Raw genomic sequence first — 16292 nt, forward strand, 5'->3', positions numbered from 1 at the left:
GCGTCGCGAAACATCGTTTATTGCTCTCGATCAGACTATTGTGACCGCTTGCACTTATTGATTTTTTTGAGATGCATCGCGTGCTAAACATCATCGCCCAAGCGAAGCCGGAATAGATTCACTCACTGAACGATGAGCGCAAGCTTCCAGAACAGCACCGGGCAAGACCTGAAGACCACGACACCCGACTCCTCCGCGCGCACTCGTGCGCGTGCTGAGCGTGTTCGGGCGAATGCCGTGGATGCATTGCGCATCGACCACGGTCTCGCCACCATCGACCTGTTGCTAGGCAAGCAGATCGACGCCATCCTGCACCACCCCGCTTTCCAGACGCTCGAATCGGCGTGGCGCGGCCTGCAGTTCCTCGTCGACCGGACGGAATTCCGCCGCAACGTGCGTATCGAGGTACTCGACGTCTCGAAGGAGTCCTTGCGTCAGGACTTCGACGATGCGCCAGAAGTCATCCAGAGCGGCCTGTTCCTCCAGACCTACACCCAGGAATACGATACGCCCGGCGCATACCCGTTCGCCGCAGTCATCGCGAACTACGAATTCGACGCGAGCGCGCCCGACATTGCGTTGCTGCGTAATCTCTCGAAGGTGGCGGCCGCAGCGCACATGCCGTTCATCGGCGCCGTCGCGCCGGCGTTCTTCGGCAGGACGTCGATGGAGGAAGTCGCGGGCATACGCGATCTACCGGGCCACTTCGAGCGCGCGATCTATCTCAAGTGGAAGGCGTTCCGTGAAACGGAGGATGCCCGCTATGTCGGGCTCACGCTGCCCCGGTTTCTCGCGCGCCTGCCGTACGGACCCGACTTCAATCCCGTGCACGCGTTCAACTACACCGAGGATGTTCGTAGCGGCGGCAGCGAAGCCTACGTGTGGGCAAATGCGGCGTTCGCCTTCGCCGTGAACCTCGTGAGAAGTTTCGTTCGCAACGGCTGGTGCCTTCAGATCCGCGGTCCGCAGGCCGGTGGCGTGATACCCGACCTGCCGGTCCATCTTTACGATCTCGATACCGGTCATCTGGGGAAGATCGCCACCGATGCGCTGATCCCTGAAACCCGTGAATTCGATTTCGCCGAGCAGGGTCTCGTTGCGCTTTCGTACACGAGCAATCACGACTACGCGTGCTTTTATTCCGCGCATTCGACCCAGAAGCCTGCTATTTTCGACGCGCTCGACGCCGCAGCCAACAGCCGCATCAATGCGCGCCTGCCATACATTTTCCTGCTCTCGCGTATCGCGCACCATCTCAAGATGATCCAGCGCGAGAATATCGGCACAACCAAGGATCGCAGACTGCTCGAGCTCGAGCTGAACACGTGGATCCGTTCACTCGTCACGGTCATGACGACACCGGGTGACGACCTGCAGACCTCACACCCGCTGCGCGAAGCCCGCGTCGTGGTGGAAGACATTGAAGACAACCCGGGCTTCTTTCGTATCGCGCTGTTCGTTGTTCCGCATTTCCAGATTGAGGGCATGGATGTGAGCCTGTCACTCATGTCGAAGATGCCGAAGGCCAGGCGTTGAACGCCATCCACCTCCCTACCTGAATCACGACCACTCTCATCGATGAAGATAACGAAACCCCTGTGGACGCGCGGCATTTTCATGACGCCACAGCACTTCCAGCAGCAGGCGCTGTGGGAGCAGTTCGCCAATGACCAGATCGCCCGTATCACAAGTCCCGACGCCTGGGGGGTGATCGGTGCCGCACTGGATACACAGGCGCTCGCGGTCGACCGGCTGCAGCTCGCGAGATTGACGGCGCGTCTGCGCGATGGCACGTTCATCGACAGCGAAACCGCCGACTGGCTACCTGGCGCGCGCAGTCTGTCCGATGTGCCGACCCATGTGGAAGCGGTGACGGTACTCGCCGGCGTGGCGTTGGTCGATGCCCAGGGCGGCAACTGCGTCGAGCCCGGCGAGAAGCCAGCACGGCCACGGCGCGTGACCCGCGAATTCGTCCATGTCGTCGACCTCAATGGGCAAGAAAAGGAAGAGATCAGCGTCGAGCGCCACGTCGTGGCGCTGCTGTTCGACTTCGAGAAGCCGGACGATTATGTAACGTGTCCCGTTGCCCGCCTTGTGCGTACGCCTCAGGGGCGCTTCGAGGTGGATGAGACGTTTGTGCCGCCGTGTCTATTCCTGTCGGCGAGTACGCGGCTCACGCAACGCATTCGGCGCCTCTCGGAGATCCTGACAGCCAAGAGCGCCAGTCTCGCGGTGCGCCGCAAGGAGCGTTCGGACCAGATCGCGGATTTCGCGGTGTCCGACGTGGCGCTATTCTGGCTGCTGCATTCGGTCAACAGCACGTGGCCGGAACTCGCGCGCCTCGCCCAGGCGCCAGACCAGCATCCCGAACGCCTGTACGTCTTGCTCGCGCGCTTCGCCGGATCGCTCCTTACCTTCTCGACCACGGAAACGCTGCAGGCCATCCCGGCATACGACCATCGCGCGCCGGAACCCGTGTTTGCGGAACTGGAATCGCTGATCCGCGCGCTGCTGGATGCCGTGATTCCTTCGCGGGTCGTACCCATTGCGCTCGAGCGCCTGCGCCCTTCGATGTGGCGTGGCCAGATCAACGAGGACCGGCTTACCGAAGATGTCGACTATTACCTGTCGGTGCGCGCGGCCCTACCCGCTTACGCCCTTCTCGAACAGATTCCGGCATTGTGCAAGATGGGCGCGCCGGACGAGGTCGAACAGGTCGTCAATTCCGCCCTGCACGGCATTGCGCTGCGTCCGGTGTCGCGTGTGCCTGCCGCGATTCCCGTGCGCATCGAGAACCAGTACTTTGCGGTGGACAGTACGGATCCGGCTTTTGCCCGCATGATTGCTGCGCGGGCCTGCCAGATCTACCTGCCCGGATCGATTCCCGAAGCCGAACTCGAGCTTTACGCGGTGCTGCCGTCATGAAATTCGCCATCGCACAAGCGGCCCCGGGCCCGGCCCTGCCGCCCCACTTGCCTGTGTCGCTGCGCGACACGGCACGCACCGTCGTTGCACTTGTGAGCGGGAACGCACCCTCGCTGGAAGCCTTGCGCAAGGACGCCGATGCCCAGATTAACGGCCTGCGTGAGGAACTGCAGCGGCGCGGCCATCCACGCGATGTGATCGATGACGCGCTTTATGCGCAATGCGCTCTGCTCGATGAAGCAGCCCTCAATGGACTTGATGGGGAGGCGCGTGACGCGTGGGAACGCGAGCCGCTGCAGGTGCGCGTGTTCGGCCGCAATGACGCGGGCGAAGAACTGCTCAGGCGGATAGGTCAGCGTCTGCGTGAAGCGAACCCAGTGCCGCCCCTGCTGGTGATCTTTGCGGCTGTGCTCGGACTCGGGTTCAAGGGCCGTTATGCCGTGAACGAGGGGGAAGCGCGCGCGAGGCTCATTCATTCCATTGAAGAGCGTCTTGCGCGCGCCACGGGCGCCAGCATGGACAGAAGTGCGCCCGATCGGTCAGGCCCCGTGGTGGTGAATCCGTCGCGTCGGCGCCGTCGGCCGCTGCCCCCGCTCGCGTGGGTGCTTCTCGCCTGTCTCGCGGCGGGACTTGGCTGGTTCGCGATCGACCGGTGGCTGCTTTCGTCGATCGCCGGCATGGGGCACTGAGGCACCATGCGTACGGGACCCGGACTTTTCGAGCGGATCACGGGGCATTTTGCCGATGGATCAACCGTGAATGACTTTACACCGCAGGAGCAGACGTTCCTTTCGGTGCGGGACAACATCGAGCGCATCCTGAACAGCCGGCGTCGCTCGCTCGCGCACCTGCCGGACTTCGGGCTCGATGACCTGTCGGAGATCTACCGGCACCTGCCCTCGTCCACACACCGGCTGCGCAACGCCATCGAGTCGACATTGCTCAAGTACGAGCCACGGCTGAGAGCGGTCGAGATCGAGGTGCACACCCCGGAGCCTGGCATGATGGTCAGCTTCACCATGGCTTGCCATCTGCATCAGGAGGGGCTCGTGCGTTTTGACACGGCCTTCACGCCTGACGGCAAAACGAGGCTCAAGATGTTGCAGGCGGCGCTCGACAAATATTGACGCACTACGAACGATTTGGAGACGAGAAGGCGCACGACATGGCAACGATGCTGGCAATCAAGGGGAACAAGACGACAACCGGCGGCGAAGTACTCGATGGCGACGAGGACTTCTTCGACGAGAACGGCGCGCTCGCGAAGGACGGGGGACTGGCGTCCTGCGGACGCTGCGGACATCACGGCCCGATGCTGGGCACGGCGAAAGGCTGGGGACTGTCGGGCGGCACGGCCGCTGTGAAGGACAACGATATCGTGGCCTGCCAGTGCCCGCGCGGTACGAACCGCGTGATCGCCCGCTCGGAGTATTACGACGAATGATCGGCTGGGCTCGAAGGCGACGCCGGCCCGATCACGAGAGCCGGCGAAACGCTCCTCACAGTCCCCGTACGTGGGCGTGCTGGTCAAGCACTACAGGCACTGCACCGCTCCTTGGCGGGAGGTGATGCGCCTGCCCGCTCCGGCAACGCCGCGCGCCTGCTCGCACGCTGCGCGGAAGAAGCCGTGTGAAAAAAAATCAAAAGAATCTGCGCGCCTTGAAACCACCGAAGACCCCGAATTGCAGACCAGTTGGCCGCCCAGGCCAACAGCCGCATCCCCCTCCTTGCACAATCCGCCAACCGCACCTATATTGGTTGCGAAGCGCAACCATCAGCGGTTCGCGCCTGCGTGCGGCCAGGCGGAGAGCATCATGGATTATGTCGACATACCCGTACAACCCCGCGAAACGACGATCCTGGAGTTGCGCGAGTTCTCCCGCAGGCTTGTGCGCGAGCTGGGCTTCATGCGCTCGACGCTCGCGGACAGCGATCTCGCCCCCTCCGCCGTGCACGCCATCATCGAGATCGGCGCCCAGCCGGGCATCAACGCGAAGGCGCTCGGCGACATCCTGCGGCTCGACAAGTCGAACACGAGCCGCCAGGTCGCGCGGCTCCAGGCGGCCGGCTTGGTCAAACGCAAGACAGCGGATGACGACGCGCGTTCCTCCGAGCTGTACCTGAGCGCCGCGGGCCAGAAGCTGCGCGCGAGGATCGACCGCTTCGCGACCGACCAGGTTTCCAATGCGCTGCGGCGTCTCGTGCCCGCCGACCAGCAGACGCTCGTGCGCGCGCTGGCGCTCTACGCCGACGCGCTCGCGCACGACAACCCCAACGCGACCCGCGAGGCCGCGCAAACGGCGGGCGTGCAGATCGTCGAGGGCTATCTGCCCGGCTGCATCGGTGACATCGCCAGCCTGCACGCGCGCTTTTACGCGGCGAACTGGGGCTTCGGCGCGTTCTTCGAGAAAAAGGTGGCAACGGAACTGGCGCAATTCGCGGGCGCGTTACCCGCCGAAGGCAAGGCCCTGTGGCTCGCCGTGGAACGGGGGCGCGTACTGGCTTCGCTCGCCATCGACGGCCACGCCGACCAGGTCTGCGACGCGGCGCATCTGCGCTGGTTCATCGTCGACGATTCGTTGCGCGGCACCGGCATCGGCCGGCAGCTGATGACGAACGCCATGCGGTTCGTCGATGCGCGCTACGGCGAGACTTATCTGTGGACGTTCAAGGGCCTCGACGCCGCGCGCCACCTGTACGAATCATTCGGCTTCCGCTTCGATGAGGAATCCGAAGGACATCAGTGGGGCACGAAGGTCACTGAGCAGCGCTTCGTGCGACCGAGGCCCTGACAGGCTCGTCCGGCCGTGAAGGCTACCGCCATGCTGAGTCCTTCGCCGTGCATCGCTTGTCGAGCAGATCGTGGAACGGCTTGTTGACGAGACGTCGACGCTCGGCGAACAGCGCGACGTTCATTCGCGTCTTCATCCAGTCGCCCCTTCGCACGCAATGCCCCGAGCGCATAGACAGAGGCCCGCCAGCCGCTAGAGACTGCACCAGCGTCTTGCCCGCCAATCACGATATCGAGCTGAGGGGCGTCGACGAGCTTCGGCACGCGCAGTTCGAACGGGCTCGGGTAAGATGGGAGCCTCGCTGGCGCCTTGACCTCTAACGCCTTCACCCAGCCGCGGATCCACCATCGTGAACTATTTCAATGTCCTGCTCGCCCTTTCGGGCGTCCTGCTGCTGAGCGTCGCCAGCCCTGGACCGAACTTCGTCATCGTCACTTCGACAGCCGTGGCTTCGCGGCGCGCGGGCCTCGCGACCGGCCTTGGCCTCGCCGCGGCCTCGGGCACGTGGGCATGGATCGCCATGGCAGGGCTGAGCCTGATCGTCGCCCATGTCGCCTGGATTGGCGTGGTGTTGCGCATTGCGGGTGCGAGCTACCTGATCTGGCTCGGCGCCAGAATGCTCATGAGCGCGCGCGAACCCATGCAGGTTGCGGCGCAAGCGGGCGCATCGGGCTGGGCCGCCGCGAAAATGGGCTATGTCGTCAGCATGACGAATCCCAAGGCGATTGCGTTCTACGGCAGCATCTTCGCGTTGATGGTCCCCGCCGCCGCGCCGCGTTGGCTGGAGGTGGCCGTCGTCGTGATCGCCGTCCTCATTTCGTGCGCCTGGTATTGCACGATGGCCCTCCTCGCCTCGCACCCCGCCGTGCGTGCGTTTCTTGTTCGGCGCAAGGCCGCGCTCGACTCGGCCGTGGGCGTCGTGCTGATCGCGCTCGGCGGCCGCATGCTCGCGGGCCGCTGAGTTTCGCGCTGCGGCCGTGATCCGACGGATACGTTCCCGGTCGCTGCACGACGCGCTGCTGGCCTTCGTGCTCGCCGCCTTCAGCCTGCTCGTTCACGCGCAAACGGCCCCGAGGGTCGTCGACATTCCCACGCGGCCCGGCGTCACGCAACGGTTTCTTTTCATCGTGCCTGCGGCGCCAAAGGCGGCCGCCATTCTTTACGCGGGCGGGCACGGCGGACTGCAACTGGACCCGCAGGGCAACTTTGGCTGGGGCGCCAACAACTTCCTCGTGCGCTCGCGCATGCTGTTCGTGAACGACGGCGTTGCCGTGGCCGTCATCGACGCGCCGAGCGACCGTCAATCGCCGCCCTGGCTGAACGGTTTTCGCCCCACGCCCGAGCACACCGCGGACGCACGCGCCGTAATCGCATGGTTGCGCGAGCAACTACATGTGCCGGTGTGGCTCGTGGGCACGAGCCGCGGCACGCAGTCCGCAGCGGCTATCGCCATTGCGCTCGCGAACGACGCAAGCCCCGGCAGCGGACCGGACGGCATCGTGCTCAGCTCGACCATCCTGCGCGACAACCGGGGCGGCGATCCGGTTACGGGCATGAATCTCGCGGCGCTGAAGATTCCCGTGCTCGTGGTCCATCACAAGGACGACGCCTGCAAGTTCTGCCCCGTTTCCGAAACGGACACGCTGATGCAAAAGCTCACGCAATCACCGAGAACGAGGCTGATGCTCGTTTCCGGAGGCGCCTCGCACGGCGACCCGTGTGAGGCGTTCGCGTATCACGGCTTCACTGGCATGGAAAGCGACGTCGTGCACAGCATGACGGCGTGGATGCTGGCGCCGTGAGCGCGTTCACACGCATCGACATTTTGAGACGCGTCGCGTGATGCACGCCCGCTGTGTCGAAAAAACCATCAGATGTCTCTGTGCGGCGGGCTTCGCCTCGAACGCGCTAACTGCGCTTTCTCCGCACTGGCGCGCTGTTGTGCCCGAACGAGCCCGGCGGCTCTGCGCGCCCGTGGCTGCCCAGCGGCACTTCCGCCGTCTGTTCCGGGTGCGGGCCGCCCTCGCGCGGCATGGACTCCGGCCGCGGCTCAGGTTGATCGAAGCTGCCGGGCGCACCCCGTGCGGGCTTTTCGCGAGCGGGTCGCTTGCCGGTGGCGACTTCGTCGCCGGCTTTAGAGGAATCGTCTGGACGTGGATTTTGCGTTGAAAGACCCATACTTTGCTCCTTGAATGGCCTATGTGTGCGCGCATCGCTTCGCACTGCTTTTCCTTTAATCCATCCCTCGTGTGCAATTGCAATTGCAATTGCACACGCGCTGGTTGTAATTCTTCTAGCCTGCGTCCCGCAGGACCGCCGCTTCGATGCGCGCACATGAACCCGCTGCGTCGTGCGCTTTCGCTGTTGCCCCCCGCTGTTGCCCCGCTGTTTCCCCTATTCCCGGTACGCCGCCATGACGATCCACATATCGCGTTCGCCGTTGCTCACTTCGGCAGCGAGCGCATAGGGGTCGTACGGGCTGCAGGCGTTCTGGAGCGCCTTGCGCGCCTGCTCCGTGTTGTCGTACTCCCGTTTCTCCATCGGGCGCACTTCGTCCCGACCCTCAAACATCTTCTGATCCTTGCGGTAGATGAGCGTCTCTTTTTTCCATTCGCGAAAGCATTCGCGCACGTGCTGAAAATCGCCGCCGCAAATATTGATCTCGTAGCGTGGTGTTGACTTCATGATCGCCTCCCTTTGCAGGTTCTGCGCGTATGCGAAGGGTGTTCTCGCGGCATTGCGCAGTGCACAACAACACCGTCGCATCGCGCGTGCCTCCCCGGCGCGGCGAGCGGGGAATCGCGCTTGCGCAACGAGTGAATCGTCACGTGGGAGAGGTCATGAGCACGAGTCAGCATCCGTCCACGCGCCGCAAAAGCGGCCGCCCGGCGCGACAGCGCCATGCCCGCACCAGCGCCGCGAAAGCGCGCACGAAGAGCGGTCACAAGAATGGTGCATCGAGCAACCGCTGGTCGAAACACGTCAACGAGACGAGCGACGCCATGGATATCGAGTCCGGCGTCTTCAAGTCGGGAAGCGCCGAGACCATCGCCCGTTCGCTCAAGGAGTCGTCGCTGCGCAGCCGCCGGCGCAAGGGCACGCCGTTTCAGTCGGCCATGTCGATGCTGAACTTCTATATCAACCGCGCAGGCAGAAACTTGCCCAAATCGCAGCGCGACACGCTTGAGAAGGCCAAAGGGAAGTTACGGGAAGCCTTTGGCCGCAAGCCCTGAGTGTCAGGCTTTCTTCACGTAGGCGTTGCACCAGCCTTTTGCATCGACGATGCTTGCCGCCGTAAATCGTGCACGGGCCATTCGCGGCGCCGGGTTTGCCCTGAAACAGCTGGCAGTTTCCGCAGGCCTGCCCCGCCTGAAAACGCGGAAACTTCGTCTTGTCGACCTGGCTCGCGTCGGTTTTGTAGCCGAGCGACATCGCGGTCGGATCGCTCTCGGAGAGCACCGCCGCGTCGGCGCGCGATTCGTTGGAGAGCACCGCCGTGGAAGCCACGGATGCGGCAATCATCATGAAGCGACGACGGGAAATCGGCATGGTGAGTCTCCTCAATAGGGAAGGTACCCCGGCTCTCGCGCTTGTCGAACTTGCCGGCGCCTTGCCGTGCACGTACTGTTCATATAATGCTGCGATGCGTCGCAAAGCAAGGAGGCGAAATCCCCAACTTAATTAGCAAGGCGAATCAATCTATTCGCACGCGCCATCATCACCCGCGAGAGCGGTGCTGCCTTACCACGCCGCGCAGATCTTGCCGAAATGCGCCCCGGCCTGCTGATGGGCGAACGCATCGGCCAGCTCGTCGAGACCGAAGGTGCGGTCCAGCACCGGACGGATGCCGGCCTGATCGAGCGCCGCGACATACTCCTGCTGCTGGCGGCGGCTCCCGACGATCAAGCCCTGCAAACGCGCCTGCTTCGCCATGAGGACCGAGGTCGGCACCGTGCCTTCGCGCCCGGTCAGCACGCCGATCAGCGCGATATGGCCACCCACGCGCACGGCGTCGATCGACTGCGCGAGCGTGCCCGGCCCACCCACTTCGACCACATGATCCACGCCCTTCCCGCCCGTCATGTCGCGAACGAGTGCGCCCCACTTCTCGTGCTGCCGGTAGTTGACCACCTGGTCGGCGCCCAGCGCTTTCGCTCGCGCAAGCTTCTCGTCCGACGATGATGTCACGATGACCGAGGCACCCATCATCCGCGCGATCTGCACGGCGGCGATCGACACGCCCCCGGTGCCCAGCGTCAACACGGTGTCGCCTGCCTTGAGGCCGCCGTCGGCCACCAGCGCGCGCCATGCCGTGAGGCCCGCCGTCGTGATGGTGGCCGCCTCGGCGTGCGTCCAGCCGCGCGGCGCGAGCGTGAATGCACTCGCGGGGCGCACGGCGTGCAAGGTCGCGAAGCCGTCCGCGCCGTCGCCGGGCGTCTGGGTGAAATTGCCCACTGCCTGCCACGGCGCGCCGTCCGCCCACTGTGGAAAGAAGCAGGACACCACGTGATCGCCGCGCTTGAACTCCGTCACGCCCGCACCGACCGCCGAGACGACGCCCGCCCCATCCGACATCAGTACGCGAGCGTCCGCCGTGGGGATCGCGCCATTGGCCACCAGCAGGTCGTGAAAGTTGAGCGACGTGGCGTGAAGCTCCACCCGGATCTCGCCGGCGCCGGGCGCGCCGGGCTCGGCGATGTCGCGAATCTCGATGCGGTTCAGACCGCCCGGCGCACGCACCACGGCGGCCTTCATTGCCGTGCTCCCTGCGCCCGGCGCGCGGCGCAAGGTTCAGCGACGGCGACTTCATCGGCGCAGACGTTGCCGGTAGTGCCGGCCAAGTCGTCTTCGGGCCAGAAAATCTCGTTCATGTTCGTTCCCTTTCGATGCTGACAGTTCAGGTTCGGTAGACACGAGAATCATGCGGATCAGCTGAAAAAATCCTGTCGCGACTCGCTATTTCGGTCATGAACACGTTCATAGCCAGAACCGCTCGATCCGAACCTATCGAGGGCGTTCGCCTTGCTCGGCGAACGCAACCTTACGCGCGCCGCGCGATGCACTGAGTCTCGCTCACGTCGCAGGCGGCGGCGAGCGCGATGCTGACTCGTCGATGCGACAGTTTCCGCGATCCGGCCGCGCCGCGCTCGCAACGTGCCAATGTGCCGACGGAACGTGCGCCGGTCATGCCTATGTGGGAGGAAGCTTAGCCGCGTGACGGACGAGGCGCTGTTGACTAGCCGGCGAAGCGAGAAAGAAATCTTCAGCAGGACGGGCTGCCGTTGGCCGTGCAGAACGCCGCGGGCGCGCCCGCGATCAGCGGCAGCGGCGTGACCGGGCGCGGTGGAGGGGGCGGAATCGTCACGGCCCCGCACCACGAAGTGTGGCTGTGCCCCACGCTGGGCAGGCACGGCGCATGACGCTCGCGCAGTTCCTCGGCGGCTTGCTCATTGCGTTCGTTGAGTTCGCGCGCCTCGAGCGCGGGCCGCAGTTGATCCTCCAGCCAGGACGCGAATGTGATGACGCAGCCCGTCGCGACGGCCAGCAAGAACAGCCGGGACTTGTGCTCGCGCAGCGTTTTGAGCACGCGCAGCGCGCGGCCCGTGCGGGCAGCGTCGCGCGTCGTACCCGTGTGGCCGCCCGCGGCCGGCGCATCGGCGCACGCGCGCACGCGCCCTGCGACAGGTGCCTGCTCCTGAACTTGTATCCTTGTCGCGGCCCGCACCGCCGCTCCTTCGATGATTCTCGTTGCCACTGTCTTTTCGTCTTGCTCTTGTGATTGCACCTGGCCCGCGTCGAGGCATACGGGTTAACGGCAAGACAAAGCAATACGAAAGGGGCCACGCGAAATTATTTCCGGCGCAAGCGTCACGGCAGCCCGCGCGATTGGCGTCGCGCAACGGTCGAAGCGGCGCGTGGCAGCACCGTAGCCGCCGTCAGGCCGGGGCGGCCGTCGTATCATAGCGGCTCGATTTCCGCCGGACGCGAGCACGCGAGCGTCCCTTCAACGACCGCCATGAGACGCCTTCCCCCGCTCAACGCCCTGCAGATTTTCGAAACGGTTGCCCGCTACGGCAGCTTCACGCGCGCGGCCGAGCACCTCTGCCTCACGCAAGGCGCCGTGAGCCGGCAAATTCTCGCGCTCGAGCAGTACTACGGCCTGCCGCTCTTTCGCCGCTCGTCGAGAGGCCTCACGCTCACCGCAGAGGGCGAGCAGTTGCTGCCGGCCGTGCGCGACGGGTTCGGCCGCATCGAGGAAGCCTCGCAACGTCTCACGCGCCAGCGCACCGAACTGGCGCTCAAGGTGCCGACCTGCGTGATGCGCTGGATGCTGCCTCGCATCATGCGCTTCCAGAACGAACACCCCGATCTGCAGATCCAGATCACGACCACGTGGGGCCATGAAGTCGACTTCCAGGCGGAACCCTTCGACGCGGCGATCATCTACGGTTCGTCGCCCGGCGCCGACGTGCACGCCGTGCCGCTCTTCGACGAATACCTCACGCCCGTCTGCACGCCCGAGGTGCTCTCGCGCCGCCCGCTCGCAACGGCCGACGACCTGGTCCATCAGACCTTGCTGCACCCCACCCGCGACCACGCCGACTGGCGCCTGTGGCTCGCGCACGCCGGCGCGAACCACGTCGACGCCAATCTCGGCCCCACGTTCGAATCGCTCGACCTGGCGGCCACTGCTGCCATGCAGGGCTTCGGCGTCGCCATCACCGACCGCACGCTCGTGCGCGAGGACGTCGAGGCGAGGCGGCTCGTCATGCCGTTCGACCTCGCCGTGCCAACGGGCTCGCGATACTGGTTCGTCTACCCGGAGTGCGTGGCCCAGCAGCAGAAGGTGCAGTTGTTCAGCGCGTGGATGGAGCGGGACCGCACCGCGACCCCAGAGCCGTCATGAGAACTGCGCATGGCGGGCATGAGAATTAATCGATTGCGCGCGGGCCGCACTTTCGGCGTAATGGGCCGCTGCGCGCGAGGCTCGACACCGGGCCGGCTGCGACCCTCGCGCCCGTAAGTCAAGCGGCCGCGCGCCGCCCGAAGGGAGACCGAACATGCAGAGCGCCGCCCAGGCCCGCTCCAAGCTGCCCGACGTGGGCACGACGATTTTCACGGTGATCGGCCAACTGGCCGCCGAACATCAGGCGCTGAACCTCTCGCAAGGCGCACCCAATTTCGACCCGAGCGCGAAGCTCGTGGAAGACGTGGCCGCCGCCATGCGCGCGGGCCACAACCAGTACGCTCCCATGGCGGGCCTCGGCGCATTGCGCGAGGCCCTCGCGGCAAAGTTCGAAACGCTCCACGGCGCGCGCTACGACCCGGCGAGCGAAGTGACCGTACTCGCAAGCGCGAGCGAAGGTCTGTACGCCACCATCAGCGCGCTCGTGCATCCCGGCGACGAAGTGATCTACTTCGAACCCGCGTTCGACAGCTATGCGCCCATCGTGCGCCTGCAAGGCGCGAAGCCCGTGGCGATCAAGCTCGCACAGCCGGACTTCCGGGTGGACTGGGACGCGGTGAGCGAGGCCATCACGCCGCGCACGCGCATGATCATCGTGAACACGCCGCACAACCCCACGGCCACCATCTTCGGCGAGAACGACATCGCGCGGCTCACGGCGCTCACGCGCAACACCGATATCGTCGTTCTCTCCGACGAAGTGTACGAACACGTAGTGTTCGACGGCGCCCCGCACCGAAGCATGGCGCGCTACCGCGAGCTGGCCGAGCGCAGCGTGATCGTCTCGTCGTTCGGCAAGTCGTACCACGTCACGGGCTGGCGTGTGGGCTACTGCCTCGCGCCTGCCGCGCTGATGGACGAGATCCGCAAGGTCCACCAGTTCATGGTGTTTTCCGCGGACACCCCCATGCAATACGCGTTCGCGCAGGCGCTCGCCGAACCGCAGAGCTATCTCGGCCTTTCGGCGTTCTACCAGCACAAGCGCGACCTGCTCGCGCGCGCGCTGGAACCCGCGCGCTTCGAGTTGCTGCCGAGCGAAGGCAGCTTCTTCATGCTCGCGCGCTTCCGGTCGTTCTCGGACGAGCGCGACAGCGACTTCGTGCTGCGGCTCATTCGCGACGCCCGGGTGGCAACGATTCCGCTTTCGGCGTTCTACACCGACGGCACCGACGAAGGCGTGATCCGCCTGAGCTTTGCCAAGGATGACGAAACATTGCTCGAAGGCGCGCGCCGCCTTTGCGCGATCTGAAGCAGGGCAGGATCCACGACGCGTCACCTTCATTCGCAACACAAGCAAACCACACGGCAAGGAGATTTTCCATGAAGCGACTCAAGGCGCTCTTCGCGCTGGCATGCGTGTACGGCGTACTGGTCCCGGCATCGGCATTCGCGGATGCGAAAGTGCTGCGCTTCGGCGTCGAGGCGCAGTACCCGCCATTCGAGACCAAGGCAGCGGACGGCACCCTGCAAGGCTTCGACATCGACATCGGCAATGCCGTATGCGCGAAAACGCAGATGACCTGCAAATGGGTCGAAACCTCGTTCGACGGGTTGATTCCAGCGCTGCAGGGGCGCAAGTTCGACGCCATCAATTCGGCCATGAACGCCACCGAAAAGCGCCGCGAAGCCATCGATTTCACGACCGTGATCTATCGCGTGCCGAGCCGTCTGATCGCACGCAGCGACAGCGGCCTCGTGGCCACCGGCGCATCGCTCAAGGGCAAGCGCGTGGGCGTGCTGCAGTCGTCGATTCAGGAAACCTACGCGAAAGTGCATTGGGAGCCGGCCGGCGTGACCGTCGTGCCCTACCAGGACCAGAACCAGATCTACGCCGATCTTGGCGCGGGTCGCCTCGACGCGACGCTCGTGCTCGCGCCCGCGGGCCAGAAGGGCTTTCTTTCGCAGCCCGAAGGAAAAGGTTTCGCATTCGTCGGCGAGGCGGTGCACGACGACAAGATTCTCGGCAGCGGCGTGGCCTTCGGCATTCGCAAGGGCGACGACGCCTTGCGCAAGAGCCTGAACGCCGCCATCGAACAGCTCCAGTCCGATGGCACGGTCGCGTCGCTCGCGCGCAAATACTTCGGCGATATCGACGTGACGCCGAAGTAAGCCACCGCGAAGCGGTTGCGAACTTCGAGCGCCGCAAGCACTACCGCTTGCCTAACCTGCTGCCGCGGCGCGGCGCTCCACGCGAGAGCGCCACGACGCGTGCAGCCCGAGGTTCGCCACGAGCGCGATCGACGCCGAACCGATCACGTACCACGCCGGCGCGGCGGGCGATCCGCTGATCCGCACGAAGGCCGCGCACAAGAGCGGCGCAAAGCCGCTGAACACGACCACCGAAACGTTGTACGCCAGCGCAATGCCGCTAAAGCGCACCTGCACCGGAAACAGATCGGCGAGCACCGAAGCCCACGTGCCGCTCGCAAGCGAGAACACCAGCGCGGCAAGCACGAACAGCACGACGACGTTCACGCTGTGTGCCGCGAGCGCCGTGTAGAACGGCCAGGCGAGCGCAACGAGCAGCACGCATGAAAGGCGCAGCAAATAACGGCGCGGCACGAAGTCGCCCGCCCAGGCCGCGGCGAGCAGCCCCACCGAACTCACGAGCAGGTACGCGTTCTGCGCGATCGCGGCATCACGCGGCGCGTAGTGCAGCGTCTCGATCAGATACGCGGGCATATGCCCGTAAAGCACGCCGTTGAAGCCCGCCATCACCGCAACCGAGAGCGCGCCGCTCACCACCGCGCCGCGATGATGCCGCAACGTCTCGCGAAACGGCTGCTTCACCACGGCGCCGTGCATCTGTTTGAACTCGGGAGATTCGTCGAGCTTGCGCCGCAGCAAGTATGAAACGATTCCGCAAAGACCGCCCACGAGGAAGGCAATGCGCCAGCCGTAGCTCGCGGCATCGGCGGGCGCGAGCGCGGACTGGACGACGAGATTCACGATCGTCGCGAGCAACACGCCCGTATTGATCGCGCAGACGATCACGCCCGCTGCGAGGCCGGCGCGACGCGGCGCCGCCTCCACCGCGTAGGTGATCGCGCCGGGCATCTCGCCTCCCACGCAAAAGCCTTGCAGCACGCGCAAACCGATCAGCGCGATGGGCGCGGCGATGCCCCAGTGCGCGTAATTGGGCAACAGACCGATGCAGATCGTCGCCAGCGTGACCACGACAATCGAGCCTACGAACACGGGCCGACGGCCCACACGGTCGCCGAGGCTGCTGAGCACGATGCCGCCGAGCGGCCGGATGATATAGCCGATAGCGAGCACCGAGAACGTGAGCAGCGTGCTCACGAGCGGATCGCTGGCCGGGAAGAACTGCGCCGCGATGGCGTGCGCGAAAAAGCCGTAAATGACGAAGTCGTAGAACTCCAGCGAGCCGCCCAGGCTCGCGATCAGAATCATCTTCCATTGCGCGCGAGTCAGGCCTGGCGCGGCGGCGGGCAACGCTGGCAGGGAGGGGGTCGTCTCCATCTGTGTCTCCTTGATAAGGGATAGGGCGGCGCGTGTGCCTTGGTTAGCGGATCTGCGTCCAGCGCCTGCGCTTCGAGAATGCTTCGATCATCTTCGCTTACATCGGGCCCGGCGGCCGCCAGGGC

The 16292-nt window shown here is 65.0% G+C and carries 16 protein-coding genes and 1 pseudogene; 12 read left to right on the plus strand and 5 right to left on the minus strand.

All coding sequences use genetic code 11. The features are described 5' to 3' along the window. The first annotated feature begins 132 nt into the window (after window positions 1–132). The 8 genes from tssC (at window position 133) to VSR34_RS00385 (ending at window position 7519) form a co-directional block, all read left to right on the plus strand. Window positions 133–1536, plus strand: coding sequence for a type VI secretion system contractile sheath large subunit (gene tssC / locus VSR34_RS00350; protein WP_342961583.1), 1404 nt, complete (start codon window positions 133–135; stop codon window positions 1534–1536). Between the two features lie 42 nt (window positions 1537–1578). Continuing rightward, window positions 1579–2925 carry a type VI secretion system baseplate subunit TssK gene (tssK, locus tag VSR34_RS00355; protein WP_342961584.1) on the plus strand — a complete coding sequence of 449 codons (1347 nt, stop codon included), beginning with the start codon at window positions 1579–1581 and terminating at the stop codon, window positions 2923–2925. Continuing rightward, complete coding sequence (locus VSR34_RS00360; RefSeq protein WP_342961585.1) at window positions 2922–3614, plus strand: DotU/TssL family secretion system protein; 693 nt, start codon at window positions 2922–2924, stop codon at window positions 3612–3614. Before tssK ends, VSR34_RS00360 begins: the two co-directional genes overlap by 4 nt. Window positions 3615–3620: 6 nt before the next feature. Continuing rightward, window positions 3621–4052 (plus strand): type VI secretion system baseplate subunit TssE, encoded by a 432-nt coding sequence (gene tssE / locus VSR34_RS00365; RefSeq protein ID WP_342961586.1) that lies wholly within the window; start codon window positions 3621–3623, stop codon window positions 4050–4052. A 38-nt stretch (window positions 4053–4090) separates the two neighbouring features. Then, the gene (locus VSR34_RS00370) at window positions 4091–4369 is read left to right on the plus strand and encodes a PAAR domain-containing protein (RefSeq protein WP_342961587.1); all 279 of its coding nucleotides are present in this window, start codon (window positions 4091–4093) and stop codon (window positions 4367–4369) included. Between the two features lie 370 nt (window positions 4370–4739). Continuing rightward, entirely contained in the window at window positions 4740–5717 is a 978-nt protein-coding gene (locus VSR34_RS00375; protein ID WP_028232158.1) for a bifunctional helix-turn-helix transcriptional regulator/GNAT family N-acetyltransferase, read from the plus strand. Between the two features lie 346 nt (window positions 5718–6063). After that, a complete protein-coding gene (locus VSR34_RS00380; RefSeq protein WP_036046225.1) occupies window positions 6064–6678 on the plus strand; it encodes a LysE family transporter in 615 nt (204 codons plus the stop codon). A gap of 16 nt (window positions 6679–6694) precedes the next feature. Further along, the gene (locus tag VSR34_RS00385; protein WP_342961588.1) at window positions 6695–7519 is read left to right on the plus strand and encodes an alpha/beta hydrolase; all 825 of its coding nucleotides are present in this window, start codon (window positions 6695–6697) and stop codon (window positions 7517–7519) included. Between the two features lie 592 nt (window positions 7520–8111). On the opposite strand, the gene VSR34_RS00390 is transcribed toward VSR34_RS00385, so the two are convergent. Continuing rightward, window positions 8112–8402 carry a hypothetical protein gene (locus VSR34_RS00390; RefSeq protein WP_028213476.1) on the minus strand — a complete coding sequence of 97 codons (291 nt, stop codon included), beginning with the start codon at window positions 8400–8402 and terminating at the stop codon, window positions 8112–8114. Window positions 8403–8557: 155 nt separating this feature from the next. Here VSR34_RS00390 and VSR34_RS00395 point away from each other — a divergent pair, with 155 nt between their 5' ends. Continuing rightward, on the plus strand, window positions 8558–8950 hold the full coding sequence (locus VSR34_RS00395; protein ID WP_028213477.1) for a DUF3175 domain-containing protein: 393 nt from the start codon (window positions 8558–8560) through the stop codon (window positions 8948–8950). Window positions 8951–8953: 3 nt separating this feature from the next. Here the strand turns inward: VSR34_RS00395 and VSR34_RS00400 are convergent. The 3 genes and pseudogenes from VSR34_RS00400 to VSR34_RS00410 all read right to left on the minus strand — a co-directional run bounded on the left by VSR34_RS00400 (window position 8954) and on the right by VSR34_RS00410 (window position 11472). Next, a pseudogene (locus tag VSR34_RS00400) lies at window positions 8954–9266 on the minus strand (high-potential iron-sulfur protein). Window positions 9267–9458: 192 nt separating this feature from the next. Continuing rightward, a complete protein-coding gene (locus VSR34_RS00405; RefSeq protein WP_028232163.1) occupies window positions 9459–10472 on the minus strand; it encodes an NAD(P)-dependent alcohol dehydrogenase in 1014 nt (337 codons plus the stop codon). Between the two features lie 508 nt (window positions 10473–10980). After that, window positions 10981–11472, minus strand: a complete 492-nt coding sequence (locus VSR34_RS00410) for a hypothetical protein (RefSeq protein WP_154671366.1) — start codon at window positions 11470–11472, stop codon at window positions 10981–10983. Window positions 11473–11733: 261 nt separating this feature from the next. Here VSR34_RS00410 and VSR34_RS00415 point away from each other — a divergent pair, with 261 nt between their 5' ends. The 3 genes from VSR34_RS00415 to VSR34_RS00425 all read left to right on the plus strand — a co-directional run bounded on the left by VSR34_RS00415 (window position 11734) and on the right by VSR34_RS00425 (window position 14793). Next, window positions 11734–12624, plus strand: a complete 891-nt coding sequence (locus VSR34_RS00415; protein WP_028213481.1) for a LysR substrate-binding domain-containing protein — start codon at window positions 11734–11736, stop codon at window positions 12622–12624. Window positions 12625–12778: 154 nt separating this feature from the next. Further along, window positions 12779–13933 (plus strand): pyridoxal phosphate-dependent aminotransferase, encoded by a 1155-nt coding sequence (locus VSR34_RS00420; protein ID WP_028213482.1) that lies wholly within the window; start codon window positions 12779–12781, stop codon window positions 13931–13933. 71 nt (window positions 13934–14004) lie between these two features. Next, window positions 14005–14793 (plus strand): ABC transporter substrate-binding protein, encoded by a 789-nt coding sequence (locus tag VSR34_RS00425; protein WP_028232164.1) that lies wholly within the window; start codon window positions 14005–14007, stop codon window positions 14791–14793. Between the two features lie 51 nt (window positions 14794–14844). Here the strand turns inward: VSR34_RS00425 and VSR34_RS00430 are convergent, their stop codons facing one another. Beyond that, window positions 14845–16167: an MFS transporter gene (locus VSR34_RS00430; RefSeq protein WP_028232165.1), complete on the minus strand. Its 1323-nt coding sequence runs from the start codon at window positions 16165–16167 to the stop codon at window positions 14845–14847. Window positions 16168–16292: the final 125 nt, after the last annotated feature.

The organism is Paraburkholderia sp. JHI2823, assembly GCF_038900695.1.
Taxonomy (GTDB): domain Bacteria; phylum Pseudomonadota; class Gammaproteobacteria; order Burkholderiales; family Burkholderiaceae; genus Paraburkholderia; species Paraburkholderia mimosarum.

What these genes read in the sequence shown, in the direction of transcription:
- tssC (WP_342961583.1), top strand. Translation starts at nt 133, where the DNA reads ATGAGCGCAAGCTTCCAGAACAGCACCGGGCAAGACCTGAAGACCACG.
- tssK (WP_342961584.1), top strand. Translation starts at nt 1,579, where the DNA reads ATGAAGATAACGAAACCCCTGTGGACGCGCGGCATTTTCATGACGCCA.
- VSR34_RS00360 (WP_342961585.1), top strand. Translation starts at nt 2,922, where the DNA reads ATGAAATTCGCCATCGCACAAGCGGCCCCGGGCCCGGCCCTGCCGCCC.
- tssE (WP_342961586.1), top strand. Translation starts at nt 3,621, where the DNA reads ATGCGTACGGGACCCGGACTTTTCGAGCGGATCACGGGGCATTTTGCC.
- VSR34_RS00370 (WP_342961587.1), top strand. Translation starts at nt 4,091, where the DNA reads ATGGCAACGATGCTGGCAATCAAGGGGAACAAGACGACAACCGGCGGC.
- VSR34_RS00375 (WP_028232158.1), top strand. Translation starts at nt 4,740, where the DNA reads ATGGATTATGTCGACATACCCGTACAACCCCGCGAAACGACGATCCTG.
- VSR34_RS00390 (WP_028213476.1), bottom strand. Translation starts at nt 8,402, where the DNA reads ATGAAGTCAACACCACGCTACGAGATCAATATTTGCGGCGGCGATTTT.
- VSR34_RS00395 (WP_028213477.1), top strand. Translation starts at nt 8,558, where the DNA reads ATGAGCACGAGTCAGCATCCGTCCACGCGCCGCAAAAGCGGCCGCCCG.
- VSR34_RS00405 (WP_028232163.1), bottom strand. Translation starts at nt 10,472, where the DNA reads ATGAAGGCCGCCGTGGTGCGTGCGCCGGGCGGTCTGAACCGCATCGAG.
- VSR34_RS00415 (WP_028213481.1), top strand. Translation starts at nt 11,734, where the DNA reads ATGAGACGCCTTCCCCCGCTCAACGCCCTGCAGATTTTCGAAACGGTT.
- VSR34_RS00420 (WP_028213482.1), top strand. Translation starts at nt 12,779, where the DNA reads ATGCAGAGCGCCGCCCAGGCCCGCTCCAAGCTGCCCGACGTGGGCACG.
- VSR34_RS00425 (WP_028232164.1), top strand. Translation starts at nt 14,005, where the DNA reads ATGAAGCGACTCAAGGCGCTCTTCGCGCTGGCATGCGTGTACGGCGTA.
- VSR34_RS00430 (WP_028232165.1), bottom strand. Translation starts at nt 16,167, where the DNA reads ATGGAGACGACCCCCTCCCTGCCAGCGTTGCCCGCCGCCGCGCCAGGC.